Consider the following 26,410-nt stretch of genomic DNA (forward strand, 5'->3'; position numbering starts at 1 on the left):
CCCTTGAGCTGCATCAACTCGGTATCGAAGACAGACATCAGCCGAACCTCCCCGTTACGTAATCCTCCGTAAGCTTCTCGGAGGGAGCCGTGAAGATCTTGTCGGTCCTGTCGAACTCGATCAGCTCGCCCAGCATCATGAAGCCCGTCCAGTCCGAAATGCGCGCCGCCTGCTGCATGTTGTGCGTCACTATGAGTATAGTAACATTTTTCTTGAGCTCCACCAGCAGCTCCTCGATCTTGCCGGTCGATATGGGGTCGAGCGCCGAGGTCGGCTCATCGAAAAGCAGCACATGCGGCTCGACCGCCAGGGCCCGGGCGATGACGAGGCGCTGCTGCTGGCCTCCCGAAAGATCGTAGGCGCTGACGTTCAGCTTGTCTTTCACCTCGCCCCAGAGCGCCGCATCCTTCAGCGCCCGCTCGACCCGTTCGGAGAGGTCCGAACGCCTCTTTATGCCCTTCAGCCGCAGCCCGTACGAGATATTGTCGAAGATGGTCATGGGAAAAGGCGTCGGCTTCTGGAAGACCATGCCGATCGTGCTGCGCAGCTTTATGAGATCGATATCGCCGCCCAGGATATTCCTGCCTTCGAAGAGGATCTCCCCCTCGTACCGGTTCTTGGGGTAGAGATCGTGCATGCGGTTGAAGCACCGCAGCAGCGTCGTCTTGCCGCAGCCCGAGGGGCCGATCAGCGCGGTGACGCTGTTCTTGAAGGCGCCGAAGTTGATCTTTTTGAGGGCGTGAACGTTCCCGGCATAATAGAAATCGAGGTTCCTGGCCTCCAGCTCCACATCCGCCACTATTTGTACCTCCACTTGATAAGAAGTCTCCCCAGGATGGTGATGACGAGGATGACCACCGTGATCATGAATGCCGCTGCCCAGGCCTGCTGGTGCCACTCGTCGTAGGGGCCCATTGCGTATTGAAAGATGCTGACCGTCAGCGAGGCGACGGGGCCGCTCATGTCCGTCGTGAAAAACTGGTTGTTGAACGAGGTGAAGAGCAGGGGGGCCGTCTCGCCGGCGACCCGCGCGATCGACAGGAGAATGCCCGTGAATATGCCGGTCGCCGCCCCACGGTAGACTACCTGAACGATGACCTTGTAGTACGGAGCGCCGAGTGCGAAGGCGGCTTCGCGGAGCGTCCAGGGCACGAGGGAGAGCATATCCTCGGTAGTCCTCAGCACAACGGGGATCATGATCACGGCCAGCGCTACCGCTCCCGCCCAGCCGCTGAAATGGCCGAGGGGCTTCACGAGCACCGCGTAAATGAACGTTCCGATGACGATGGAAGGGACGCTCACCATGATATCCGAGAGTATGCTCGTCACCCGCGCGAGCTTCGTACCCCGCGCATATTCCGCAAGGAACGTCCCGCCGAGGACGCCGACGGGAACGCCGATCACGGTCGCGGAGATCGTGATCAGCAGCTGCCCGACGAAGGCGTTCCGCAGTCCCCCGCCGCTTATCCCCGGCGGCGCCGGATCGTTCGTGAAGAGCCCGGGATGCAGCGCGCCGATGCCGTGGACGAGCACGTCGCTGAGGATGAAGACGAGCCAGAAGAGCCCGAACACCGCGGCGAGCGTGCTCAGGGAGAGGGCGATGAAGCTCTCGACTTTTCTCCTCTTCTCCACGTTCATCGGGAATATCTCCGTTCCGCCTTGAGGAGGAAGAATTTCGCTACGGCGAGGACGATGAAGCTCAGCGCGAAGAGCACCAGGGCGAGATAGAAGAGCGAGGAGAGATACACATCGGTATCCGCCTCGGTGAACTCGTTGGCGAGCGTCACGGTGATCGTCGCGGCAGCGTCGAACAGCGAGGTCGTTATCTGGTGGTTGTTCCCCAGCACGAACGCTACGGCCATGGTCTCGCCGAGCGCCCTCCCCAGGGAGAGGGCGACCCCGCCGAAGACGCCCAGCTTCGAATAGGGGAGGACGACGTTCTTCACCACCTCCCACTTCGTAGCGCCGATCGCGTAGGCCGACTCCTTGACCACGGAGGGCGTCAGGGTGAACGAGTCTCTCGCTATGCTGGCGGTAAAGGGAATGATCATGATGCTCAGGATGACGCTCGCCGTGAAGAGGTCGATGCCCATAGGGGTCCCCTGGAAGAGGATGCCGACCCCGGGGAGCGCGCCGATGCTCTTCTGGAGCGCCGGCTCGATATAGTTCGCCATGATCGGGGCGAGGGTAAAGAGCCCCCACATGCCGTAAATGATGCTCGGGATCGCGGCCAGGAGCTCTATGGCGATCCCGATCGGCCCTTTCAGGAAATCAGGGGCGATCTCGGTGACGAATATCGCGATCCCTATGGCGGCGGGTATGGCCATGAGGAGCGCGAGAAGAGTGGTGACGGCCGTTCCGTATATCGCGGTCGCGGCGCCGAACGATTCGGTCACCGGGTTCCAGTCGGTAGAGAGGAGGAAGTCGATAACGCCGAACTTCCGGATCGAGAGGGAAGACTCCTGCCACAGCACCACGAAGATCCCGCCGATCAGCACGATCACCGTCAGCGACGCAAGAGCGGTGATGAGAGAGAACGCGAAATCGACCGGGTTCTTTTTCTGCAGTATCGGCACTCGGTACACTCCTTACGCAGCTGTGCACTGCCGTCTCTCGGGAGGGGCAGGCTCGAGGACCGGGAGACACCGCCTGCCCGGCCCTCTCTTTCACTCCGAACGGATCAATAAAGGTTGTTCGCCTTCCAGTAGGCGCGCACCTTGTCCTTGAGTTTTTGGGGGAGCGGGACGTAGGTAAGGTTCTTCGCCGTCGCGTCGCCGTTCTTGAACGCCCAATCGAAAAATCTAACGGTCTTCCGGTTCGCCTCGCTCTTGTCCTTCGCCAGGAGGATGAACGTCGCCCCTGCTATGGGCCAGGCGGTCTTCCCGGGAGTATTGTTGAGCCACGTATGGAAGTCCTTCTTCGGATCGAAATCCCCGGAATCAGCCGCATCTTCGAAGCTGTCGAAGCCCGGCTCGACAAAGCTGCCCGCCCGGTTCTTCAGCTGGGCGTGGTTCAGCTTGTTCTGTTTTGCATAGGCGAACTCGACATAGCCGATCGAGCTCTGCGTCCTCTTCACGTAATTCGCTACCCCTTCGTTACCCTTGCCGCCGATGCCGACAGGCCACTTCACCGCCTTGCCTTCGCCGACCTTCGCCTTCCATGCAGGGCAGGTCTCGCTCAGGTAGTTGGTGAAGATCGCGGTGGTCCCCGAACCGTCCGACCGGTGGACGACGGTGATTTCGGTGTGCGGCAGCGCGAGCTTCGGGTTCAGCGCTTTGATCGCGGGATCGTCCCAGTGCTTTATCTCCCCGAGGAATATCCTGCAGAGCGACGCTGCATCGAGCCGCAGCTCGCCCGCTTTTACCTTGGGGATATTGACAACCGGGACGACGCCGCCGATGACCGCCGGGAATTGGAGCAGCCTGTCTTTTTTGAGCTCTTCGGGCGTCATCGGGTCATCCGATGCGCCGAAATCCACGGTCCTGCCGGCGATCTGGCGGACTCCTCCTCCCGAGCCGATCGATTGGTAGTTGAGCTTCGCGCCGGTAGCCTTGTTGTATTCATAGGCCCACGCCTGGTACAGCGGCGCGGGGAACGACGCCCCTGCCCCGTTCAGTATGTCTTCTGCCTGTGCTATCGAGAACGTCGCTGCGACGATCAGCGCTGCGATGATTCCTGCCACTGCTCTCATGGTCCCTCCTTGCGTTCGACTCGCGTGCGGTTAGCATAGTATGCAGCCCGTTACACCATCGTTACGTCAGTGTTACATTTCTGTTACATGCCTGCCTCCCTCAATTATAGTGTCCGTACCCCGGCCGCGCAATTCCCTCGCATCCAATCGGAACAGGCCGATTGCCCGGCAGGCGCTCCGGAGCAGCCAGAGCGCTCCGTATCTTATAATTATACGGGGGCGGCGTTACGGCATTATTAAAGGGACGTTACGGTAAGGTTACAGGTGCGGCGACGGCGACAGGAGGAGGCTTACAGGGAAAGAGCCGCTTTGCAGAGGGCCCACGCAAAGACGGCACAGGCGGGCAGGGTAAAGATCCAGGCGAGCAGGATCTTTCCGGCGACCCCCCAGCGCACTGCGGAGAGCCGTTTCGTTGCACCCACTCCCATAATGGAAGTGGAGATCACATGGGTCGTGCTCACCGGAAGTCCCATCTGGCTCGCGCCGAGGATGATCGCCGTAGCCGACGCCTCTGCTGCGAAGCCGTGGATGGGCTCGAGCTTGAGCATGTTCATCCCCATCGTCTTGATGACCTTCCATCCCCCGAGCGCTGTGCCGAGCCCCATCGCCAGAGCACAGATGAGGACGACCCAGAACGGCACCTCCACGGACTGCAGGTAGCCGCCGCTCACCAGGGACAGGGTTATGATCCCCATGACCTTCTGGGCGTCGTTCGAGCCGTGGCTGAGGGCCATGAACGCCGAAGAGAGTATCTGCAGCCTCCCGAAATACTGGTTGATCGCGCCGGCAGGGAGCGTACCGAACCACCTGAGAATGAGCTTCATGAAGGCGAACCCGAAGAGAATTCCCATGAGGGGCGACGTGATCAGCGCCGCGAATATCTTCACTATCCCCGAGATATTGAGTATGCTCACCCCTCCGTAGGATACGGCGGCGCCGATCAGCCCCCCGATCAGGGCATGCGATGCGCTGACCGGCAGGCCGAGCCAGGTCATGGCCGCATTCCATGCGAACCCCGCGAAGAGCGCCGAGGCGACGACCACCTCCGTCACCGCTTTGGGATCGACGACGCCCTTGCCGATCGTCTTTGCCACGGCGGTCGTCAGGAAGGCGCCGATGATGTTCATGGTCGCAGCGAGCAGGACCGCCTGGACGGGGGTCAGCATACGGGTGGAGACGACCGTGGCGATGGCGTTGGCGGAATCATTCCAGCCGTTGCTGATATCGAAGAGGACGGCGAGCACAACGGTGAAGATGACTATTTCATGCATGCTTGAGGACTATGGCTTCCAGGATATTCGCGACATCCTCACAGCGGTCCGAGGCGTCCTCCAGGTGCTCGTAGATCTCTTTCCACTTTATGATCAGGACGGGATCTTTCACCTCGTCGAAGAGCTTCCCCAGCGCATCCCTGAAATCCCTGTCGATCCTGTTTTCGAGCCTGTTGATCTCGATGCAGAACTCCTGCACATGGGAATAGTTCTTCTCCTTGAGCTTCCGTATGGTCCTGTGGATGACCTCGGTAATGGCGAGGAGGTCCTTGGCCATCGAGGCCGCTTCCGGGGTGCTCTCCCTGATCCTGAAGACGTTCATCCTGTCGACGGCGCTCCAGATGAGGTCGATGACATCGTCCAGCCGTGAGGCGAGGGAATGGAGGTCCTCCCGGTCGATAGGGGTGATGAAGGTCTTGTTGAGCTTCTTCATGATATCATGCGTCAGCATATCGCCTTCCTGCTCGACCTCGTAGATCTCCTTTGAGAGCTCCTCGAGCCTGTCGAAGTTCTCCATGAGCTCGACGAGGAGCGAGGCTCCCCTCGCGATATTCGCCGCAGCCCTGTCGAAGAGCTCGAAGAAATCTATTTCTTTAGGGAATAATTTTCTGATCATGGCAGCCGGCTGATAGCATATAAAAAGCCCGGGCGAGATGTCAAATAACCCTGCTGCTGACCCGGCTCTGCCGGGCATGGTATAGTTCAAGGTGACTTTTCGATCGTCATGACGGTGATGGTGCTCAAATTACAGAGAATAGCCCTGCTGCTCCTTCTGCAGCTCGCCTTCCTCGCGCTCGGCGCGTCGGTAAGCATCCTCCCTTTTGCGGCAAAGGAGAGGAGATTGAGAATCGCTTCGCGCTGCATGCGGTGGTGGGCCCGGATCGGCTGCCTACTCCTCGGTATACGGGTAACGGCAACCGGCGCCTTTGATCGGGATGCGGTCTACTTTCTGGCGAGCAACCACTGCAGCTACCTCGATATTCTCGTCATCGGCAGCATCATGCCCGCGGTATTCGTCTCGAAGAGCGAGGTCGGTTCGTGGCCTGTAGCCGGCTGGCTGGCGCGGCTTGCCGGGACCGTGTTCGTCGAACGGCAGTCAAAGGCCTCGTCGCTCCCGGCGATCGGGGAAGTAAAGAGCCGCATCGCGAGCGGCGTCAGCGTCATCATCTTCCCTGAAGGGACGACGAACGACGGGAAGACGATCCGGGAGTTCAAGAGCACCTTTTTTCATGTGCCGGCGGAAATGCCGGTCCCGGTGCTCCCGGTGAGCCTCCTGTATGCGCGGATCAACGGACAGCCGGTGACCGCGGAGGCGAAAGACCCGATCGCCTGGTACGGGGAAATGCCCCTGCTCCCCCATTTCTGGAATCTTGTCGGGATACGGAGCATCGACGCGCGCGTCCACTTCAGCCCGCCGCTCTCCCCTCGCATTCGGGCCAGCAGCTTCCAGGAAAGAAAGGAGTTGGCCTCCCGGGCCGAAGCTGCGGTCAGGGCCGGGTACCTTCTCCTGCGGGATTCCGCATAGGTACGCATTACGACGGCAGGGTTGCCGTGCGGCGGTATCCCCTTCCGTTCTCCCTGAAGGCCTCCGCAAAGGAGGCGAGATGTCCGTCCGGGGCGATCTGTTCGATGGTGAAGGGCGTCCTCTGCATCCAGTTGGGATACTCGCCGGTGGTCCCCGGCATGTTCTGCTGGTTCAGCGTCCCGATGAAGTCATCGAGGCTGACCGCCAGCAGTTTGCAGGGGGTGCGGGCAAGATAGCGGTATATGGCCCGGCAGAGATCGTCCGTCATATGCGGCACCGCTGCGGGGTCCGTGGAAAGTCCTTCGGGCAGGAGCCCTTCCGCAGCAAGGGCCTGCAGCAGGAGGCCCTTGTCCCTCTCGCGGTCCTGTACATACCGCCGGTACTGCTCGTCGCCCGTGAAGAGGCTGAGCTCTTTCTTCACCTCGATATCACGGCCGGCCCAGTACCCGTACAGGGTCGGCAGGTCGTGGGTGGTGACGGCGCAGAGGGCGATCTCGGGGTATGCCCCGGGACGCACGAACGAGGGGTCGGGATAGGTGCGCTCGAAGTAGAGCAGGCGGTACGAAAGCATGCGGAACCTCAGGAGCATCTTGTGAACATTCTCTCCCACAGTGCCGAGGTCCTCGGCGACGATCACCGCCCTGTTCCTGACGCTCTCGAGCGCGATGATGCGCAACAGGTCTTCCACCGGATACGCCACGTACGCTCCTTCCAGGGGAGGCCTGCCCCGGGGGATCCAGAAGAGCCTGAACATGCCGAGGGCGTGATCGATCCTGAGGGCGCCGTTATACGTTATGTTCTTCCGAATGATGTCCGTAAAGAATTCATAACCCGTCTCGCGCAGCCGCTCAGGGATTATGGGCGGGAAATTCCAGTTCTGTCCGCTGGCGTTGAATTCGTCCGGGGGAGCGCCGACATCGATCGGTCCGGCGATGAGGTTCTGGTAGCTCCAGCCGTTGCTCCCCCCGCCTATCGAACCGATAGCGAGGTCGTGGTAAATCCCTACCGTCATGCCGAGGGATGCGGCGAGTGCGGCCGTTTCGCGGTGCTGGAGATCGATGAGCCACTGGATGTACTGGTAGAAGAGCACCTCCCGGCCGTTCTCATTCCTGAAATCCCGCACTGCGCTGCTGTCGGGATTATGGTACTCGGGAGGCCAGTCCTGCCATTCGTAAACCCTCAGCCGCGTATTCATATGCTCCCAGAGCGCCTGGAAAACGGCATAGGCCTCGAGGGGCCGGTCTTCGTCCTTGACATACTGCTTGAACGCCCTGCCCCGTTCGGTATTCTTCAGGTAGTGCTGCCCGTAAAACTGTTCGAAGGCATACGTGAGGATGGTCCTCTTTATAAAGGCGATCTTCTGGTAATCGATGAGCGCCGCGCTCTTCAGCTCCTGAAGCTCCCTGGTGAAGACCTCCGAGCGGAGAATCACCTGCGCTTCCTCCGACTCGGCCACGTCGGGGATGCTGTCCATATCGAGGTAGATGAAATTCTTGTACAGACGGCTGATGGGAGAATAGGGGCTGGTGCCGTAAGGCCTCTTGTTGGGGATGGCGTGGAGCGGGTTGATCCCCACAAAACCGCCGCCCGCACCGGCAACGGCCCTCAGGAGCTCCTTGAGATCCGCAAAATCACCGATCCCCCACTGCCGCCCGGAACGGACCGCGTAAAGGTTGGCATAGAGCCCCCAGGTCTTGCCCTCCTCCAGCGCAGGGGGAAGATAGCAGCGGTCCGGGGCTACAATGATGCGGGTCGGCTTCTGGAGAACAGTGCTTTCGCCGGGGAACACGGGCTCGGGATGGGCGCAGGCGACCGAGAGGAAATAGTAGCCGATAGCACGGGGGGCGGCATCCCTTATGAAGACCTTTATATACCGGACACCGTCGATCCAGTGCTGGCCGGCAACAGTGAGCGCCTCGCCCGGCAGGACGAACTCCTCCCTCCTGCCCGCCTCGTCCGCTACCGACCACGACAGCGTCACGCGGCGTTCCTCTCCCTCGGCCACAGGGATATAAACGGGGAGGGCAAACGGCTGCTCATTGACCGAGATAACCGTGACCGGCTCGACAAAGAGGTTCCACGGTCGCCCTTTTACCTTCCCGATCTCCCCGGCAAGGCTCCCGGGAGAGCTGATATCCATTCCCATCGCGCCGAGGATCGCCCTCTTCGTCTCGAGGGAAGCGACATGCCTCGTGCCGAAGGCATCCCAGTACTCGGGGATGATATCGCACACCGCCGCCAGTTCATCGATCAACGCCTCATACGATTGCATGCATGCCTCTCAATGGCCGGGGAGTATGCCGATAATGATCGTGAATAGCTTAGAGCTCATAGCAATAATGAACCAGCATGGAGTCGGACGAGGCATAGTATGAGAGCGGTATCAGCAGCCCGGGCGAAGTCATGGATGACGAAGCGGGCTGGTACCTCGGAGGACGGCTGGATGCCGTCCGAGAATGAGCGAACATACTGTGCCTTGTCTGACTCCCCCTGCTCATTCTGCGAGACACTCTTAGATCAGTGCTTATGCTCCTCGGCTTTCCGGGGTGCCTCTTTCTTCTGGGCATCCTTCTTCGGCGCGTCCTTTTTCTGTTCCGGCTTCTGGTCGGTCTGGGGCGCGGCGCCGTGCTGCATGCCGCCCATGCTATGCATTCCGGCCATCATCGTGTCGAGGCGCTCTCTCATTGTCGAGAGCTCCTTGAGGAGCCTCTTCTTTTCGGCGTCCGGGACCCCGGTCAGCATGCGCTCCTGTATCTCCATCATGTCCTTCATCATATGCATCATATCCATCATCGCCGTGCCGTGCATCTGGCCCATCATTCCCATATGGCCCATCATGCCACCGCCCATTTGACCCATCATGCCGCCACCGCCCATCATACCGCCCATGCCGCCGCCCATCGGGCCGCACTTCATTCCCCCCATTTGGCCCCCCATTTGGCCCCCCATTTGGCCCCCCATTTGGCCCCCCATTTGGCCCCCCATTTGGCCCCCCATTTGGCCGCCCATTTGGCCCCCCATTTGGCCGCCAGCCTGCTGGTCTCCGCCGGCTGCGGCGCCTGCCTGGCCATGCTGATGCTGCGCTCCCGCAGCCGGCGTATCGGCAGCGGTCTGTGCCCCTGCTGCGGCGGTCATCACAAGGGAAAGTACTGCAACGAGAACGAGACGTTTCATAGGATATTCCTCCGTGTTTGGTTTTAAAAGCCCCTGACAAAATAAGCAGCTTTGGAGTCGGACGAGGCATAGTATGTGGAGCGGTATCAGCAGCCCGAGCGGAGCAATGGACTGCGGAGCGGGTCGGTACGACTCGATTCCGAGCTGGTGCCTCGGAGGTCGTATCGACCGAGAATGAGCGAGCATACTGTGCCTCGTCCGACTCCCCCTGCTCATTCCGTTCAGACGCTTTAAGTAATTATACGATAAGTTGGAAGCAATTTCTCCATCAGAGGAGAGGCCTATACCCGGGCGACCTTGTTGTAAATCCACCCGAAGAGAGCGCCGAAGACGAGCATATCGATAAAGCCGTAGAGCAGCCCTATAATGCTGCCGGCAGGGGAGATGCTATACCCCGGGTAGATCGAGCCTCCCATCACCTGGAGGAACAGGGTTCCGTACCCGGTGAAATAGGATATCCAGGTCGTTATGAACAGCACGCCTCCCCATACAATACCGAGACTCACGCCTAATGCAACAGGTTTGAAGCGCATACCTCCCCCTCGCCGCTGCGAATGAACCGGAGCACAACGTGCGTCTGCCCGCGGGTATCAACCCTGTTCTTTATCGCTTATCTTCGTTCTCCAGCCTTTGAGCTCTTCTTCCGTGATTTCCCGCTCGTTATGGGTCTTGGCGTGGATACGGGCAAGTCGCAGCACCTCTTCATCGGTTTCACCTTCAGCAATGTAGTCGCAAAAAGGCCCCATCATACCGGCATCCCTGCACCGGAGCAGCCTCGTTCTCCCCTTCGTGCTGGTTTCCGCCATAGCACACCTCCTCATGAACGGTGTAAGGGGTTGGGTGATTGTCCGCACTTCTGCAGACGCTATCGCTTGAGCTTCAAAAACCTCGCGTTGATCGCGACGATGATGGTGCTCAACGACATGAGTACTGCGCCCAGGGCAGGGCTGAGCAGGATGCCGTAGTTGTAGAGCACCCCTGCCGCAAGCGGAATGGCAAAGGCGTTGTACCCTGTGGCCCAGGCGAGGTTCTGGACCATCTTCCGGTAGGTGGCGCGGGCCAGACCGATTATCGCCACCACATCGAGAGGATTGCTCCTCACCAATATGATGTCGGCGGTCTCGACCGCCACATCGGTGCCCGCGCCGATCGCGATGCCGACATCGGCCTGCGCGAGCGCCGGGGCGTCGTTGACCCCGTCGCCGGTCATCGCGACCACCAGCCCCCGCGACTGCACCTCCTTCACCTTCGCGGCCTTGTCCTGGGGGAGCACCTCGGCGAAATACTCGTCGAGACCGGTCTCTTCCGCCACCCATTTCGCGACCAGCCGGTTGTCGCCGGTGAGCATGATGCAGCGTATCCCCATATCCTTCAGCAGCGAGACCGCTTTCCCGGACTCGGGCCTGATGATGTCGGCGAGGGCGATAGCGCCCTTCACGCTGCCGTCGACGACCACGAAGATGACGGTCTTGCCCTGCGAGGAAAGCCGCTCGATGCGCTCATCGGCAACCGCCATGCCCTGCAGCCGCAGGTATCCCGGGCTCACGACCTTGATATCCCTGCCGTTCGCCCTCCCCTCGGCGCCCTTGCCGGGGATCGCCCTGAACCCCTCGACCGGGTACGTCTCCGGGAACGACGAGACGATGCCCTTGGCGAGGGGATGCTCCGAATGCGCCTCGATCGACGCCGCATACTTCGCGAGCTCTCTTTCGCCGATATCACCCGAAAGGACGAGCAGGTCGGTGACGCCGAACCTCCCTTCCGTGAGCGTGCCGGTCTTATCGAAGATGATCGCCTGTATGTTTCTTCCCCGTTCGAAGGCGGCCCGGTCCCGTATCAGGAGCCCGTTCGAGGCCGAGAGCGCGGTCGAGACCGCGACCACCAGCGGCACGGCGAGCCCGAGGGCATGGGGACAGGCGATCACCATCACCGTCACGGTCCGTTCGAGAGAGAAGGCGAGATCCCTGTTCATGATGCCCACCCATGCGCCGAGCGTCACCGCTCCTCCGCCGAGGGCGATGATCGTCAGCCAGAAGGCGGCGCGGTTCGCCAGGTCCTGCGTCCTCGACTTGCTCTCCTGCGCCTGCCGCACCAGCTCCATCACCTGCGAGAGGAACGAATCGCTCCCGGTCTTCCGCACCTCGACCACGAGCGACCCCTCGCCGTTGATCGCGCCGCCGATCACCTTGCCGCCCGCCTTCTTGTGCACCGGCTTCGATTCGCCGGTGAGCATCGCCTCGTTCACCGAGGACTCTCCCTCGACCACATCGCCGTCCGCGGGGACCTTCTCGCCGGGCTTCACCAGCACCCTGTCGCCTGCTGCGAGCGTGGCGAGCGGCACGTCCTGCGTCCCGCCGCCGGGCATGAGCTTGTGCGCCTCCGAAGGCATGAGCCGCGCAAGCTCCTCGAGCGCGCGCGAAGCGCCCATGACCGACCGCATCTCGAGCCAGTGGCCGAGGAGCATGATATCGACGAGGGTGGCGAGCTCCCAGAAAAAGTCCATCCCGGGCAGCCCGAAGACGATGGCGCTGCTATAGACGTACGCCGCCGAGATCGCCACGGCGACGAGGGTCATCATGCCCGGCTTCCTCTCCTTCGCCTCGTCGACGAGCCCCCTCAGGAACGGATAGCCGCCGTAAAAGAAGACGAACGAGGAAAGGACAAAGAGGACGTACATATCGCCGGGAAACCGCAGGCTCTCGCCGAGCCCCAGAAAGTGGTGTATCATCGGCGAGAGGGCGAGGATGGGAATGGTGATGATCAGCGATATCCGGAAGCGCTTCCTGAAGTCCTCGACCATGTGGGCGTGATGGTCGCCATGGCCTTTATGCTCATCATGCGCCATCCCGCGGTGCTCCGCAGGCGTCGCGTGCCCTTCGTGCCCCCCCTCTTCGGCTGCGCCCTGCCGATGTCCCGTATGTGTTCCGTGTCCCATGGACGCCTTACCGGATATCCTTCTTCTTCTCTTCGAACTCCTCTTTGCTTATCTCGCCTTTCGCGTACCGTTTCTTGAGGATATCGAGCGGCGTCTCATCCTCGAGCCCTCTCCCCCGTCCCGTGCCGGCGACCGCTTTCACGAGGTAGACGATCCCGATGATGACCAGTATCCAGAAGACCACCATGAGCAGGCCCATGCCCCACCCCCATCCGTGGTAATTCCAGCCCCAATGCATAGTCCTCACCTCCCTACCCCAAGGATACCATGGAATCCGCGACATCGAAAGAGCGGGACAGAAGCCGGGATAGGTGAGGGATGCAGCGGCGCTGCTCACGCGGACCCGTTGCGCTCATTCCCGGCTGTGATAAGATATCGCAATGAACGCCCGTGCTTATCTGCAAACAGGCCAGGTGACGTGCCACGATACGCTCGGCTGCCCGGTTCCCTGTACAGGCAGCGGGCAGGATGCGGAATTCAAGAGAGGCGTACCATGGCCGGCCCCGAGATTCGAACAGAAGGACGGCGTGGTTTCAGACCGCCTCACCGGCCTGGTGTGGACAGAGGACGCCAACCCTGCCGAGCTCCCTCTGACCTGGCAGGAGGCGCTGGACCTCATCGCCGATATGAACCGTGAAAAAGCGCTCGGCTTCACCGACTGGCGGCTCCCCAACCGCCGCGAGCTCAGGAGCCTCATGAGCCACCAGACCAGGAAACCCGCCCTGCCGGAAGCGCATCCCTTCAGGAACATTTTTTCGGGATGGTACTGGACCTCGACCACCGCAGCGATCAATACCGCGTATGCCTGGTATGTTCATACGGAAGGTGCACGTATGTTTTACGGGAACAAGGAGCAGTTCTTCCTGCTCTGGCCCGTGCGCGGCGAAGGATACGATCTTTTGCCCCGTACCGGCCAGGTGCAGTGTTACGACGCGTCCGGCCGCCTCATCCCGTGTGCAGGCTCGGGCCAGGATGGAGAGCTCCGTGCAGGGCTCGCATGGCCCGAGCCCCGGTTCGAGACCGCCGGGGACGGGGTGATCGACCGTCTTACCAATCTATGCTGGATGAGAACGGCGGACCTGACCGGCAGGCACGAGACATGGAGCGACGCGCTCGAAGCGGTGGAGGAGCTCAACCGGAGCTCAGGGGGAAGTACCGCCTGGCGATTGCCGAACATCAATGAGCTCGAATCGCTGGTGGATTGCAGTACGCATCATCCCGCATTACCGGACGGCCATCCGTTCGCCGAGGTCAAGGAGGCGTACTGGTCATCGACCACGAGCATGTTCGAGCCTGACTGGGCATGGGCCCTCTATCTCGACAAGGGCGCTGTCGGTGTCGGCCAGAAGCGGGGCGCTCATTTCTCCGTGTGGGCAGTGTGCGGCGCCGTTGATTGACAGGGATGCTCTTGGCAGGGAGCCGGGCTACCGGCCCTCGGCAATCAGCTCTCCGAGCTCCTTCGCCGGCAGCGGCCTGCTGAACAAGTATCCCTGCATCTCCTGGCAGCCTACCGACTTGAGGAACTCGAGCTGTTCCTCTGTCTCCACACCCTCGGCAATCACCCTGAGCTTCATGTTATGAGCCAGGGCAGTCACTGCCTTGACTATGGTCCGATCGTCGGAATCCGCAGCAATATCCCGGACAAAGGACCGGTCTATCTTGAGCTTATGGATAGGAAGCTTCTTCAGGTAGTTCAGCGATGAATAGCCGGTTCCGAAGTCGTCAATGGCAATCCCTACTCCCATTGCGGATAGTCTGGTCATGGTAGGAACCGTATGCTCCAGGTTTTTCATCGCTACGCTCTCGGTAATCTCGAGATCGAGATGCACGGGATCGAGCCCGGTCTCTTCCAGTATCCGGGTGACCCGCTCTACGAGGTCGGCCTTCTGGAACTGCTTGGCCGACAGATTCACGGTGACACAGAGCGGCGGCAAGCCGGTTTCCTGCCACTCTCTCACCTGGGCGCAGGCAGTCCTCAGGACCCATTCATCGATAGCTGAAATGAACCCGGTCTCTTCAGCAAGGGGGATGAAGTGCTCAGGGTCGAGCAGCCCTTTCTCGGGATGCCTCCAGCGGACCAGGGCCTCGGCACAGACCACCTGTCGCGTATCGGTCGTGATCTGGGGCTGGTAATAGACCTCCAGCTCCCCCCGGATGAGCGCCTGTCTCAGCCAGCTTTCGAGGCGCATGCGCTCGACGGTCCGGATGTTCATGGCCGCATCATAGAACTGGTAAGTGCTGCCGCCCAGCTCCTTCGCATGGTACATCGCGATGTCGGCATTCTTGAACAGGGACTCGCTGTCCAGGGCATCGTCGGGACAGATGCTGATGCCGATGCTGGTACTGATATGGAGGGTATGCTTTTTGACCGCAAAAGGCTCTCTGAAGGAGTCTATGATCTTCCGCGCAACGGTGATGATGTCTTCCGGATGTGCTATATCTGCCAGGAGGATGTTGAACTCATCGCCTCCCATACGGGACACGATATCCGACTCCCTGACACTGCCCCTCAGCCGCTCGGCAACCATGTTCAGAAGCTCATCGCCGATATCATGGCCCAGGGTGTCGTTGATGTATTTGAACCGGTCGAGGTCGAGGAAGAGCACGGCGAACCGCCCCTGGCTTCTCCTCGCTTTGGCCAGCTCCAGGCCGAGGATATCCGCGAAGAGCCGGCGGTTCGGCAACCCCGTGAGCGCGTCGTGGTGGGCCATGTGCCTGACCTCCTCCTCTCTCCTCCTGCGGTCGGTTATATCGGTAATGAAAGCATAATGATACAGTACGTCTCCTCGTTCATCGGTGACCTGGTGTACTTTCAGTTCCAGGGGAATCCGCGTGCCGTCCTTTCTGATGTATTCCTTCTGGAAAAGCTGGGGCTGCCCTGTGCGATGAAGCTCTTCCAGTATTCTTGCCTCATGCCCGTGCCATTCAGGGGGCGTGAGGTCCATCATGGTCATTGAGCGCAGCTCTTCCGTACTGTAGCCGGTGAGGTCGACAAATGCCTTATTGAAGATCATGAACGTGCCATCGGGGCAGATCGAGGCAAACGGCTGCGAGGAGTTTTCAAGCGCATCAGCAAAGAACGACGCATGCTCTTGTGCAGCCTTTACTTCTGCAAAGAGCCGGGCGTCCTCGAGGACCAGGGAGAGCGATGCCGAAAGCTTCCTGCCGAAATCGATATGCATATCTGAAAAGCTGCACTGAGATGCCAGACAGTAAAAACTGAGAGCGCCGAAAACGGTTCCCCGGGCGATAAAGGGGACCACCATCAGGGAACGGGCGCCGAGCCGCTGCAGCAGCTCGACATTGAGCCGCTCATCGTCAAGGGCGCTATCGAAAGCGACGACATCCCTCACCGACGCGGCATAGTGAACCCCCTTGATCTCTTTTGACGGGACACGCTGTCCGATAAGACCGTCGGGCACGTTGTAACCGTACTTCACGACAAAATAGTCGTCCTGGAACAGTCCTATCGAGGAGGCATCGGCATTCAGTGCGGCAGCTGCCTCCACAACCACCCGCCGCATGATCGTATCGATATCGAGCGTTGAATGGATGGCTGCATTGATACGGTTAAGCGCGTCGCTGAGCTCTTTTGACCTCCTGAGCTGCTCCTCGGACCTCTTACGCTCGGTAATGTCTTCGATCATACCCAGGAAGTAGAGCGGCGTTCCGTCATCGGCCCGTATAAGGGAAGCGGTCAATATTACCCAGATGATCCCGCCGTCTTTCCGTATATAGCGCTTATCCATGGAGAAATAGGGGATGCTTCCCTCATAAAGGCGGGATGCCAGCTCAGTGTCCTTTTCGATGTCGTCGGGATGGGTGATGTCGAAGGGAGTACGCGCCTTGAGCTCTTCCTCGGAGAAACCGACCATCTGGCAGAACCTGCCATTGACCTTGCTGAAACGGTAATCCGCTCCCACGAGTCCTATGCCGAGAGGCCCCTCTTCAAAAACCTTCCGGAACCGCTCCTCGCTCTGCCGCAAGGCATCCTCTATCCGCTTGCGCTCGGTAATGTCCTCGACCGTACCTACAAGCCGTACGGCGCGACCGTCCGCGAAAAAGACCTGCCCTGCAGCCTCGACCCAATGCGTTATGCCGTCTTTGCGGTTGATGACGCGGTATTCGGCATGGTACCGCCCGTCGCCCCGGGGGTCGAGGGCCTTGTCCACCGCCGCCTGGGTGGAGACGCGGTCGTCGGGGTGCAGCCCTGCGATGAACATCTCATAGGTGACCGGCTCATCCGGCCCCACGCCCCACAGCTCCCTCACGCGCCGGTCCCAGCGGATCGCCCCGGAAGCCACGTCGTAGTCATGGATGCCGATCCGGGCGGCCTCGGTCGCAATGGAAAACCGCTCCTGAACGCTCAGCAGCTCATGCCCGCTCTCCTGCAGCTCCCTGTTCACGTCTTCAAGAGCGCTCTCTGCCGCCCTGATGCGCCAAAAAAGAAAGGACATCGTCCAGAGGACGAAGAGAAACCCTATGCGATTGAGAGTCCCGATTGCCGATGTTATTCCCGGAGGGGACGCGAAGAGCCCTACGATGGTGAGTGCGGTGCTGAGGAGCAGGAATAAAACGAGCTGCAATCTCTGGCCGACGCGCGATACGAGGAAAAGCGGGAACAGATAGAGCAGCCACACGGCAGATCCCAGAGGGGTGAGCATATCGGCAGCGAAAATGCCGAGGAGGAGCAGAGCGACAACAAAATAGTCTCTGTGTTTCATCGAACGCACCCCCCCCTTGACGATCATATCCAAGAGCTTTGAATGCTGCTTCTCGGGACTCTGTGCCGGCGTCCTCTTTACCGGGCTCACGATGAGGCTATTAGGTAAGTATAAGGGAAACATAGACTATTATCAACGGCATAGGGGGGGAGGGGAAACAGTCGGATCTGACGAGGATTTTCCGGGCGTTGAAAAGCGCTCGTCGGGAAGGAGTGGACTGCGCCTTGCCGGGAGACGCCCCGGAAAGCTCGGTGCGCAGTGGCGCTCAAGGCGTCTGCCTGGTTCTGATCCGCTTCTGTCGCGCCCTGCCCCTGAGGAATATCATCACGCCGGAAACCGCTACCCATATAGTGCCGGCGCCCAGGACTATATGATAGGGGACGCTGAGCGGACCGAAACCGTAGTGGATCTCCACCAGCAGCTTGTCCCAGAGCAGCACGAGCGGAGGGAGCGTCCCCTCGATCGCCTCGCCTACCCGGTGGTGAACGCCGAGGAGCCAGTTCGCGCTGAGGAACATGCCGCTCGCCGCCTGGAGGACGAGCAGCAGGGCCAGCACGATCCCCGCTCTGCGGTGCCATTTTCTCAGCTCTCTCTCTTCCATTGGCAGGCCTCCTGGTCGGTACGCGTCCGTTCCACGGCAAAGAGAAGAAGCCATGATAGAATCCTATCAGGAAGCAGAGGGGAAATCCACCGCGCAGGCGGCAAACGACAGGCCGTACCGGGAAAGGCATCCTGTAGACAATGCCTTCTCAGGTCGTTTTTTACCGATACTGCTTTCGGCAGAGCCTCCCGGGCAGATCGGAAGCTGCTAGGAGCCGATGATCTCTAATATCTTATGAGCCGGGACTAACTTCTTTTCTTCCTTTGCCACACGATCAAAAAAATCACAGTTTGCACAGTCTCTCATCTTACTGGCAAAAGTGCCTTGCACCGTACCGCCGCAATAGGTCCCGGTAATTGCCCAGCAGGCACGACCACCGTTGATGCCATCATTGACTCGGTGAGCCTTGAAACAGCCGACAGCGGGGCATTCACCATATTCCACTACCTTCTCTCCTCCGGGCTGGCGGCCGCACTTCTTCTCTTCCCAGCAGTTCTTCTTAGCCATGACAACAATCCTTTCCCTGTACAAGTTTCTGCTAGCCGAAAACGTACTGCCTCTACGCCGAGCGTAATAGATGCGTTTGAGCGATAACGTCTTTTCGGTCAGGATTTCATCTACCCTTTCAAGTAATGCTCGCTCTTGTAGAACTCGCACTGCATGCAGTTGGCGAGCTTCACCGCAAAGGTGCCCTGCACTTTCCCTCCGCAGAGAGTTCCGGCTACCCGGGCGCACCTCCTTCCGTTGTCGGGGTACGCCGGGCACGGCCCGAGCTCTTTCTCCTTTACCCCGCCCTGCTCTCTGCCGCACTTCTTGAATTCCCAGCAGTTCATCGGTCTACTCCTCCTTTTCGAAACAGTTCGCTGAAAACCGTGCACCTTATATAGCGGAACGTAATGGAAAGGGGATAGAGATCTGTCCCCCGTTACAAGCTGCTAAATAATTATATCGTGGCTATGCCGGACATCTTTAGAGTCTCCGACGAAATACCGCAGCATGGAGTCGGGCGAGGCATAGCAGGTGAGCGGTATCAGCAGCCCGGGCGGGATCCCCCTCTCACTATGAAAGGGACGCCCGGAAAGCCGAAGGCTTTTCAGGGCGGTGGAGCGGGTCGGTACGACTCGATTCCGAGCTGGCCTCTCGGAGGACGGCTCGGATGCCGTCCCGAAGACGGGTCCCCCGAAGATCGTATGATCTCTGGGATAACAGTTGAGACGAACATACCATGCCTCGCCTGACTCCCTCTCGTCATTTTGTTAAGTCTTCTTGGTCATCTCACGTCTGAATAACAGATGCACTGTTTATTGTCGGCTGACAGGACGAAGCGCTCGCGTCGGCACCTTTATCGTGCCTTCACAAAATCTTCATAGAAGGTGTGGATACTAGGTTCTGCATTCGCCGGAGCCTGGCGCTCCGGGACGGATGCAAACCGCTGCTGCAGAGCGAAGAGGAGACAGGCGCGTCTGCTGCAAGTAAACAGGAAATGAACCGAAGAGAGAAAGGAGAAAAGACGTTATGAAGATCTCAGGCAGTTTAGTTGTTGGAGTCGCTATGGCTCTGTTGTTGGGCGTATCGCCGGTATTGGTGCAAGAGACGCATGCCGGCAGCTGGACAATCCGTGAGCAGATTCCTGCCGAATCACAGGAAGTGGAGATCGGCGGCGCAGCTTCCCGGACCTCCGTGCCTCAGCAGGACACGTATGCTGCGGATCGGGGTATCCGCCATCAGGTTCCCGCTGAATCGCAGAATGTGGATGCGGGCGGGACCCCCTTCAGCACATCCGCGGTGAAGAGGGAAAGAGCGCATACCGGGTGGACTATCCGGCACCAGATCCCTGCTGAGTCGCAGGAAGTCGATGCAGGCGGCGCAGCCCCCTGGACATCCGTCGCCAAAGGCGGAGCAGAGAAAGAATAGCAGGCGTCCTCTCACAGCGAAGGCATGGACGGATGATAAAGGGCATCCGTCTCATGCCTTCGCTGCACGCACCACGGTGGCGCCATGCGGAGAACGGTTCGGTCCGCAATGCCCGGTAATGTTTCTTATCTCCGAATTATATGTCTTTGAAGGGGATAGCAAACGTACTACATACAAAACACGTCGCCTTCAATCCTGCAAGCACAATGTTTCGCGTTTTCAATCACCTGCTTTCCCTCTCACTGCGGGTTCTCTGTTTAATGCGTTTGCCCCGGGGAAAAGAGAGCTTCGCAGAGAGTTCCAAGAGAGTGCCCGGACCTTACCCTTTGACACGCCGCAGACCGGGCAGGCGCGCCCACTTCAGCAGCAGCGCATTGATCGCAACGAGCAGCGAGCTGCCGGACATCGAGAGCGCAGCGATCCAGGGTCTCAGCAGCAGCCCGAACGCCGGGTAGAACACCCCGGCGGCAATCGGGAAGGCGATGATATTGTACCCGGCGGCCCACCACAGGTTCTGTCTCATTTTCCTCACGGTGGCCCTGCTGAGGGCGATTGCGCCGAGCACATCGAAGGGATCGCTCTTCATCAGCACCAGGTCCGCCGTCTCCATCGCCACATCGGTGCCTGCGCCGATGGCGATGCCGACATCGGCCTGCGCGAGCGCCGGCGCGTCGTTAATTCCGTCGCCCACCATAGCGACAAGCTTTCCCTGCCCCTGGAGCTCCTTGACCTTGTCCGCCTTGTGGCCGGGCAATACCTCGGCAAAGACGGTCTGGATACCCAACTCGGCCGCAATGCGTTCAGCCGTAGCCCGGTTGTCTCCGGTCAGCATCGCCACCTGAACACCCAACCTGCGCAACTCCGTAACGGTCTCCTTCGATGCGGGCCGGAGGGCGTCCGCAATAGCGATAATACCCGCCGACTTTTCGTCGACCGCAGCGTACACTACCGTCCGTCCGGCTCCCTCCAGGCCCGCCGCCCGCTCGCCTAAGCCGTCCAGTGCGATATTGCTATCGCGCATGAGCTTGCGGTTGCCGACGAGCACTGTCCGGCCGTTCACCGTAGCCCGCAGGCCGTGGCCGGGAACGGCCTCGAACCCGGTTGCCGCTGAAAGTTCGATATTCAGTTCCTTTGCATGCTCGACAACAGCTTGAGCCAGAGGGTGCTCGCTCGATTGTTCGGCTGAGGCAACCAGCTGCAGCAACTCGGCTTCTGAAAGGGGATTACCGGCTGCCGCCACCTCCACCACCCGGGGTTCGCCGACCGTAAGGGTGCCGGTCTTATCGAAAATGACCGCCTGCACCTTGGACGCCTGCTCGAGCGCGGTTGCATTTTTGAAAAGGATGCCGTTCAGGGCGCCGAGCCCGGTGCCCACCATGACCGCTGTCGGGGTGGCAAGCCCCAATGCGTCCGGACAGGCGATGATGACAACGGTTATGGCGAGGGTCAGGGCAAAGATAAGGCCGGCTCCGGCAACCCAGTACCACCCGGCAAAAGTAGCCAATCCGAATACTACCGCTGCCGCTACCAGCCATTGTGCGGCCCTGTCGGCCAGCCGTTGCGCCGGCGCTTTTGAATTCTGCGCTATCTGCACGAGCTTGACGATCTGGGCAAGGGCCGTATCCGCTCCCACCTTCGTGGCGCGAAAGCGGAAGGCGCCCGTTTTGTTCAGGGTTGCTCCGGTGACGACGTCGCCCGTCCTCTTCCTGACCGGCAGGCTCTCGCCGGTGATCATCGATTCGTCAACGCTGGATTCGCCCTCGACCACGACCCCGTCGACGGGGACTTTATCGCCGGGACGGATCAGAACGATATCGTCCGCCAGGACTTCCGACGTAGGCACCTCGACCGGACGGTTATCGCGAATGACGGTCGCTTTCGGCGGCGCAAGATCGAGCAGCGCCCGGATCGCGTCCGATGCCCCGGCGCGGGCGCGCATCTCCATCCAGTGGCCGAACAGGATAAACGCCAGCAGCACTACCGCCGCCTCATAGAACATTTCGCTCTCGAACAGAAACGTCGCCCCGATGCTGAAGAGATAGCCTGCACCCACCGAAAGCGCTACCAGCACCGACATGTCCAGGACACGGTTCTTGAGGGCGCGGTACGCACCGACGAAAAACATCTGCCCGCCCCAGAGCACTGCAGGCGTCGCCAGGACGAACATTATGATGTCTACGGGTATGTTGAACGGAACCGGCGGGTTGACGCCCAGCACCTCGGCGCCTATGGGGGAGTATACGGTGATGACAACCGCGAGCACAAACGTAACCCAGAAGCGGCGGCGGACATCGCGCACCATCTCCTCTAAGCTCATGCCGCCGCCGTGGCCCATTTCGTGCGCCGTCTCCGCTGCCTCGCCGGAGACCGCCTTTTCCTCTCCGGGAGGAGCGTGGCCGAAATGCTCCCGTGCCAGCACCGGCGGACGATGCCCGACCGCGCCCTGATCCGGTGCGCAGACATGCCGCGGCAGCACCTCGCCCCGGCAATGATACCCGCACTGCCCGATAAGATCGCGAACGGCGCTTTCCGTAACGACGTCTTCATCGTACGCGACGGTGACGGTCTCGCTCATATAGCTCGCTTCGGCGCGATGCACGCCCGGCTGCCGGCGCAGAAAGGTTTCGAGCGCAGGGCCGGAGCTGCCCCGCAGCAGACCTCCGGCCTCAAAAACTTTCTCTTTCACCATGCCTCCTCCTTACCTATCGCCGCTGCGCCTCGGTCGGGACCGCCTCCGCCGGCTCCTCTCTTCCTTTGAATCCCTCTTCCATGAACTCCCGCTGCGCCGCCTGCAACGATTCGCCCATGGCTGCGTGAACAGCCTCTTCGGGAATAGTGCGGGGGAGGAAGCTCTTGACTATCCCCAGCGACCGATCGGTCTTCTCGACGGACGTTCTCCAGTCCGTTTCGATGCCGGTCATCGCCCGTATGGCGTCGATCGCCTCGGGAATGACGATCGCCTCGTTGTGGACCTGATAGGTGATATATACTTCCCGGTCGTCGGCGGCGAGCGCGTCGTCCCAGACCGCCACCTCCCACATATCGCCCCGCGGGCGCTTGAGGTCGCGCATCATCTCTATCACCGCATTGAGCGCTACCAACCCGTCGACTGCGCGGATGAAGGCGATGCGGGACGACTCCCAGAGGGAGTGACGCAGCTCGTCCAGGTGCACCCTGCGCGTAGTCTCCAGCATGAGATAATGAAGATGGCTCAGGTTGTACGGGCCAGCCCCGGCCATCGTGGTGATGTCGAGGTCGGGGATGACCGTCCGGGCGTCGGGCCCCTGATGGCTGGGGACCTTTGTCTCCGGGATGGCGGTATTGATCATGCCGTTCTTGTGTGATTCCCAGGGGTCGGTCCCGCGCCGGAGGATGACGCCGCGCGCCCGCTTGACCAGGCCCTGCTTGTGCAGTGCATGGGTAACCCGGCAGATAGCCGTAGTGTTGCACGATACCACGCGTACGAAATCGCGATTGAGAGCGCCGTCGTAATTGACCTGCGCCACGAAGGAATAGCCCGCGAGCTCGTGCTTCTCTCCTCCCTGGAAGACGGCTTTCACCCCTGCCGCCGCGTAGCGCTCCTTATTGGCGGAGGCCACCTTCTTGGGTGTGCAATCGACGACAATATCCACCTGCTTCAGCAGGTCGTCTAACGTGCCGGCGACGGGGATGCCGGCGTCTTCCATGACCGCCCGCTTCTCGGGCGCCGAGGCATAGACAGGATAGCCGCGCTCGACCGCCACCCTGATCCGGTAGTCGTATACCACATCGGCGACCCCGGCGAGCTCCATATCGTCCTGCAGCGCCACTGCGTCGGCGACCCGCTTGCCGATGACCCCGTACCCGTTCACCGCCACGCGTACTTTAGTGCGTTCCATAGTCCCCTCCTTTCCAGCATATCGTGGGCTTCGTTCGCACCGGCTACGCCGCTGCCTGTTTTCGGTTCCCGACGGAACACGTGCCTCTCTTGGAGACCTGTTATCGTTTATAAGGCAATTCTAGCACTATTTCGGTCCCTCTTCCCGGCTGGCTGGTCACATGGAGTTTCCCCTGATGTCCCTCCACTATCTTTTTGGCGATAGGCATGCCGAGGCCGGTGCCGGTACTCTTCTTGGTATAAAAGGGAACGAAGATATTCTCGAGCGCCTCGTCATCCATGCCGGCCCCTGGTCTTTAATTCTGATAGTCACTATAATACCCCCACTTTTTTGCGGTGTCTCCGCCTCGCTCACCCTCCCCCTATGCCGAAGAACGAAAGGAGCACCGTAAGGTACTGAACAAGCCAGAACACGGCCAGGCCGATGCCCCACACCATTCCCGATCGCGCCCATCCCTTCTTGTACTTTCTGACCGCGATGATCTTGCCGCCGTAAAGAACAAGCCCGAGCACGCCGTTGAGGGGATGGACCAGGAACCAGCCGAGATTGAGCGCCTTCGAGGGATTGCGGAGGGGGAAATGAAAGTAAACGCACATAGCGGAAACGAATACATAGCAGGCAAAAGTGATCCAGGCCGCATGCTTGTGAACGCTCAGCGCTCTTTTCATGTTTTGCGCAGGCAGCAGCCACTTCTTCAGAGAGGCGGCGGACAGCAGCGCTAAAGCGGCACTAATAACGCCGAATGATGCGAACAGCATCTGGAAGCGCATGATCCTGATATTCGACGAGACCTGTATCCGGTGCGCCCCCATACTGTGCCGGACGGCCCACTCCCTGCTTTCGTACACGTTGTGGCATCGCATGCAGGCGTACTCGACGCCCAGATAGCCGGGGTTCACTCTCCGCCCGTTCCGCACAACCGCGGGGAAGGGCGCCGCATGGTCGATGGTGAACAGATGGCTTTTGAGGTCGCCGCGAAACAGGGCCGGATTCCCCTCGGCAACCACGCCCGCAGGAGGCATATGGCAATCGATGCAGGTTATGCCCCTTTTGCCCTTGTAGCTCTCCTTGAAGCGTGCCGCTATCCCCTGATGACAGCTCTCGCAGGACTGCCGTACCGATTCTTTCGAGGGGAGGTGCGGGTTGTGGCACACAGTGCAGGAAAAACTCCGCATCGTGCTCTTCAATAGCTGATTCGTTTCCGTGTACGGCGCTATAAAGACTCCCTGGACAGGGATGTCTCCCCGCGGCGAAAGGGCGTGGCACGTTGCGCAGCTGTTCCTGTCTATCCTGATATCCGCCTTCAGAGCTGAACGTGCATGGAGAGCGCCCGGACCATGGCAGGCCTCGCACTGCACCCCCTCGAGCCTCCAGGTCCCGATAATGCCCTCACGCCCTTCGTGATGCCCTTCCGGCGAGAACCCGGTCGTGTGGCATCCGCCGCAGTCGTAGGGGACCTTCTGTCCGGGGAGATAATCGACCCACTTCCTGCTTTCGAGGTTGTACTGGTTCCCGCCGCTTCCGTGCGGGGTCGAGGTAACCAGGTAGCCGTTGCCGTCAAGGAACAGGGCTTTCCAGCGGAAGCCCCCTATGATATAGGAAATATCCTTCTTCGTGAGGCCGGGAGGGAGCGGGACCTCTTTGCCTTCCTTTGAGGACGGCTTGAGAAGGATTCTGGCGTGTCCAGAGGTCTTCCAGTCGTCATACACCTGCCGGTGGCAGGGGGCGCACTGCCCGGCGCCGACATAGGCGTTTTCCGGAGCTGCCGCACGGGTCTGAAGAGGGAAGAGAAACAACATCAGGCACAGAATAAAGGGGGACAACGCTGCACTGCGTTGGGTGAAGCGCTCCATCGGCAAGCCTCCTGGTGGCAGTGTGCTTACGTTCCACGGCAGAGAGCAGAAGCGATGATAAAATCCTATCAGGAAGCGGAGGGGAAATCCACCGCCACGACGACAGCCGGGGCAGCCCGCGCCGCCGGGAGCCTCCTGTCACGGATATCCTCTCATCAGGCAGTGCCCTGCCCGCATTACCGGCGGCATAGCATCCTTCTCGTCAGCCAGAATGCCGCCGCCCCCGTAACGCTCAACTGGAGCAGCGGTGAAAGACCGATTCCGAACAGCGTGGGCATGAGCGGCGTGTAGCTCCAGGCTCCCAGCAGAAAGACTTTTCTATACTCGATGAGAAAGGCTATGGCAAGCCCGGCAATGAAAACGGCGGAGAGGTGCTTGCCTCCCATGCTGCATATCCAGAGCATATCCCGCCACAGCAGCATTACCATAAAGTAAATGCCCACGATAAGGGCTCCGTCAATAGCCGAAACATAGACGACCATCCGGACATACTTCACCGCCATGAAAGACGCGTGCCGCTCATAGAGGAAAGCGGCATGGAGTGATTCCCATACGAAGTTGAACACGTACGAGAACGCGAAAACCCACAGCAGAACCGCTCCGAGCGATGCGGCCCTGTCCCTCACGGGCTCCCTTTTCCCAAGGATGCATTCATAGTGATATTATATTCCTTTTGTCTGTGGCACGATCCCCGTTCTCGTTTCCTCACGCTACTCTCTTTTGAACCTATACTCTTTTTATAGCAGAGAGCCGAGTAGACTGCCTGTCAGAACTTTCCACCATCACTCGTCCTGAATAGTCGACTGACAGCGCCTCAGGGAAAGACAACACCATGGTGTAGAGA

Annotated in this window: 24 protein-coding genes; 3 read left to right on the plus strand and 21 right to left on the minus strand. The window is 60.1% G+C overall.

What is annotated here, in order from left to right:
• Positions 1–37 precede the first annotated feature (37 nt).
• The 6 genes from pstB to AB1805_06455 all read right to left on the minus strand — a co-directional run bounded on the left by pstB (position 38) and on the right by AB1805_06455 (position 5,578).
• Positions 38–802, minus strand: coding sequence for a phosphate ABC transporter ATP-binding protein PstB (gene pstB / locus AB1805_06430; GenBank protein MEW5745054.1), 765 nt, complete (start codon positions 800–802; stop codon positions 38–40).
• Entirely contained in the window at positions 799–1,638 is an 840-nt protein-coding gene (gene pstA, locus AB1805_06435) for a phosphate ABC transporter permease PstA (protein MEW5745055.1), read from the minus strand. The genes pstB and pstA overlap by 4 nt, the downstream gene beginning before the upstream one ends.
• Positions 1,635–2,570 carry a phosphate ABC transporter permease subunit PstC gene (pstC, locus tag AB1805_06440; protein ID MEW5745056.1) on the minus strand — a complete coding sequence of 312 codons (936 nt, stop codon included), beginning with the start codon at positions 2,568–2,570 and terminating at the stop codon, positions 1,635–1,637. Before pstC ends, pstA begins: the two co-directional genes overlap by 4 nt.
• Before the next feature lie 110 nt (positions 2,571–2,680).
• Positions 2,681–3,691, minus strand: a complete 1,011-nt coding sequence (gene pstS / locus AB1805_06445; protein MEW5745057.1) for a phosphate ABC transporter substrate-binding protein PstS — start codon at positions 3,689–3,691, stop codon at positions 2,681–2,683.
• Between the two features lie 290 nt (positions 3,692–3,981).
• Positions 3,982–4,962, minus strand: a complete 981-nt coding sequence (locus AB1805_06450; GenBank protein MEW5745058.1) for an inorganic phosphate transporter — start codon at positions 4,960–4,962, stop codon at positions 3,982–3,984.
• Positions 4,955–5,578 (minus strand): DUF47 family protein, encoded by a 624-nt coding sequence (locus AB1805_06455; protein ID MEW5745059.1) that lies wholly within the window; start codon positions 5,576–5,578, stop codon positions 4,955–4,957. Before AB1805_06455 ends, AB1805_06450 begins: the two co-directional genes overlap by 8 nt.
• A gap of 108 nt (positions 5,579–5,686) precedes the next feature.
• Here AB1805_06455 and AB1805_06460 point away from each other — a divergent pair, with 108 nt between their 5' ends.
• Positions 5,687–6,487: a lysophospholipid acyltransferase family protein gene (locus AB1805_06460; GenBank protein MEW5745060.1), complete on the plus strand. Its 801-nt coding sequence runs from the start codon at positions 5,687–5,689 to the stop codon at positions 6,485–6,487.
• Between the two features lie 7 nt (positions 6,488–6,494).
• On the opposite strand, the gene malQ is transcribed toward AB1805_06460, so the two are convergent.
• From malQ to AB1805_06490, 6 genes are all read right to left on the minus strand, one after another.
• Positions 6,495–8,759, minus strand: a complete 2,265-nt coding sequence (gene malQ, locus AB1805_06465) for a 4-alpha-glucanotransferase (GenBank protein MEW5745061.1) — start codon at positions 8,757–8,759, stop codon at positions 6,495–6,497.
• A 245-nt stretch (positions 8,760–9,004) separates the two neighbouring features.
• The gene (locus AB1805_06470; GenBank protein MEW5745062.1) at positions 9,005–9,412 is read right to left on the minus strand and encodes a hypothetical protein; all 408 of its coding nucleotides are present in this window, start codon (positions 9,410–9,412) and stop codon (positions 9,005–9,007) included.
• Between the two features lie 530 nt (positions 9,413–9,942).
• Entirely contained in the window at positions 9,943–10,194 is a 252-nt protein-coding gene (locus tag AB1805_06475; protein ID MEW5745063.1) for a bacteriophage holin, read from the minus strand.
• A gap of 57 nt (positions 10,195–10,251) precedes the next feature.
• A complete protein-coding gene (locus tag AB1805_06480; GenBank protein MEW5745064.1) occupies positions 10,252–10,467 on the minus strand; it encodes a DUF1059 domain-containing protein in 216 nt (71 codons plus the stop codon).
• A gap of 59 nt (positions 10,468–10,526) precedes the next feature.
• Positions 10,527–12,506: a copper-translocating P-type ATPase gene (locus AB1805_06485; GenBank protein MEW5745065.1), complete on the minus strand. Its 1,980-nt coding sequence runs from the start codon at positions 12,504–12,506 to the stop codon at positions 10,527–10,529.
• Between the two features lie 97 nt (positions 12,507–12,603).
• A complete protein-coding gene (locus AB1805_06490; protein MEW5745066.1) occupies positions 12,604–12,834 on the minus strand; it encodes an SHOCT domain-containing protein in 231 nt (76 codons plus the stop codon).
• Between the two features lie 142 nt (positions 12,835–12,976).
• Between AB1805_06490 and AB1805_06495 the strand changes: the two genes are divergently transcribed.
• Positions 12,977–13,993 (plus strand): DUF1566 domain-containing protein, encoded by a 1,017-nt coding sequence (locus AB1805_06495; GenBank protein MEW5745067.1) that lies wholly within the window; start codon positions 12,977–12,979, stop codon positions 13,991–13,993.
• 27 nt (positions 13,994–14,020) lie between these two features.
• Here AB1805_06495 and AB1805_06500 read toward each other — a convergent pair whose 3' ends face one another.
• The 4 genes from AB1805_06500 to AB1805_06515 all read right to left on the minus strand — a co-directional run bounded on the left by AB1805_06500 (position 14,021) and on the right by AB1805_06515 (position 18,754).
• On the minus strand, positions 14,021–17,320 hold the full coding sequence (locus tag AB1805_06500; GenBank protein MEW5745068.1) for an EAL domain-containing protein: 3,300 nt from the start codon (positions 17,318–17,320) through the stop codon (positions 14,021–14,023).
• Positions 17,321–17,585: 265 nt separating this feature from the next.
• Positions 17,586–17,921, minus strand: a complete 336-nt coding sequence (locus AB1805_06505; protein ID MEW5745069.1) for a hypothetical protein — start codon at positions 17,919–17,921, stop codon at positions 17,586–17,588.
• Positions 17,922–18,128: 207 nt separating this feature from the next.
• The gene (locus AB1805_06510) at positions 18,129–18,428 is read right to left on the minus strand and encodes a two-CW domain-containing protein (protein ID MEW5745070.1); all 300 of its coding nucleotides are present in this window, start codon (positions 18,426–18,428) and stop codon (positions 18,129–18,131) included.
• A gap of 110 nt (positions 18,429–18,538) precedes the next feature.
• Positions 18,539–18,754 (minus strand): two-CW domain-containing protein, encoded by a 216-nt coding sequence (locus AB1805_06515; GenBank protein ID MEW5745071.1) that lies wholly within the window; start codon positions 18,752–18,754, stop codon positions 18,539–18,541.
• A gap of 718 nt (positions 18,755–19,472) precedes the next feature.
• Here AB1805_06515 and AB1805_06520 point away from each other — a divergent pair.
• Positions 19,473–19,835, plus strand: coding sequence for a hypothetical protein (locus tag AB1805_06520; GenBank protein MEW5745072.1), 363 nt, complete (start codon positions 19,473–19,475; stop codon positions 19,833–19,835).
• A 319-nt stretch (positions 19,836–20,154) separates the two neighbouring features.
• Here AB1805_06520 and AB1805_06525 read toward each other — a convergent pair whose 3' ends face one another.
• From AB1805_06525 to AB1805_06545, 5 genes are all read right to left on the minus strand, one after another.
• Positions 20,155–22,524, minus strand: a complete 2,370-nt coding sequence (locus AB1805_06525; GenBank protein ID MEW5745073.1) for a heavy metal translocating P-type ATPase — start codon at positions 22,522–22,524, stop codon at positions 20,155–20,157.
• A 13-nt stretch (positions 22,525–22,537) separates the two neighbouring features.
• The gene (locus AB1805_06530; GenBank protein MEW5745074.1) at positions 22,538–23,713 is read right to left on the minus strand and encodes a type II glyceraldehyde-3-phosphate dehydrogenase; all 1,176 of its coding nucleotides are present in this window, start codon (positions 23,711–23,713) and stop codon (positions 22,538–22,540) included.
• Positions 23,714–23,813: 100 nt separating this feature from the next.
• Positions 23,814–23,993, minus strand: a complete 180-nt coding sequence (locus AB1805_06535; protein ID MEW5745075.1) for an ATP-binding protein — start codon at positions 23,991–23,993, stop codon at positions 23,814–23,816.
• 70 nt (positions 23,994–24,063) lie between these two features.
• Complete coding sequence (locus AB1805_06540; protein MEW5745076.1) at positions 24,064–25,566, minus strand: multiheme c-type cytochrome; 1,503 nt, start codon at positions 25,564–25,566, stop codon at positions 24,064–24,066.
• 176 nt (positions 25,567–25,742) lie between these two features.
• Positions 25,743–26,192, minus strand: a complete 450-nt coding sequence (locus AB1805_06545; GenBank protein ID MEW5745077.1) for a hypothetical protein — start codon at positions 26,190–26,192, stop codon at positions 25,743–25,745.
• Between the last annotated feature and the right edge of the window lie 218 nt (positions 26,193–26,410).

The organism is Nitrospirota bacterium, assembly GCA_040752355.1.
Lineage (GTDB): Bacteria > Nitrospirota > Thermodesulfovibrionia > Thermodesulfovibrionales > Dissulfurispiraceae > JBFMCP01.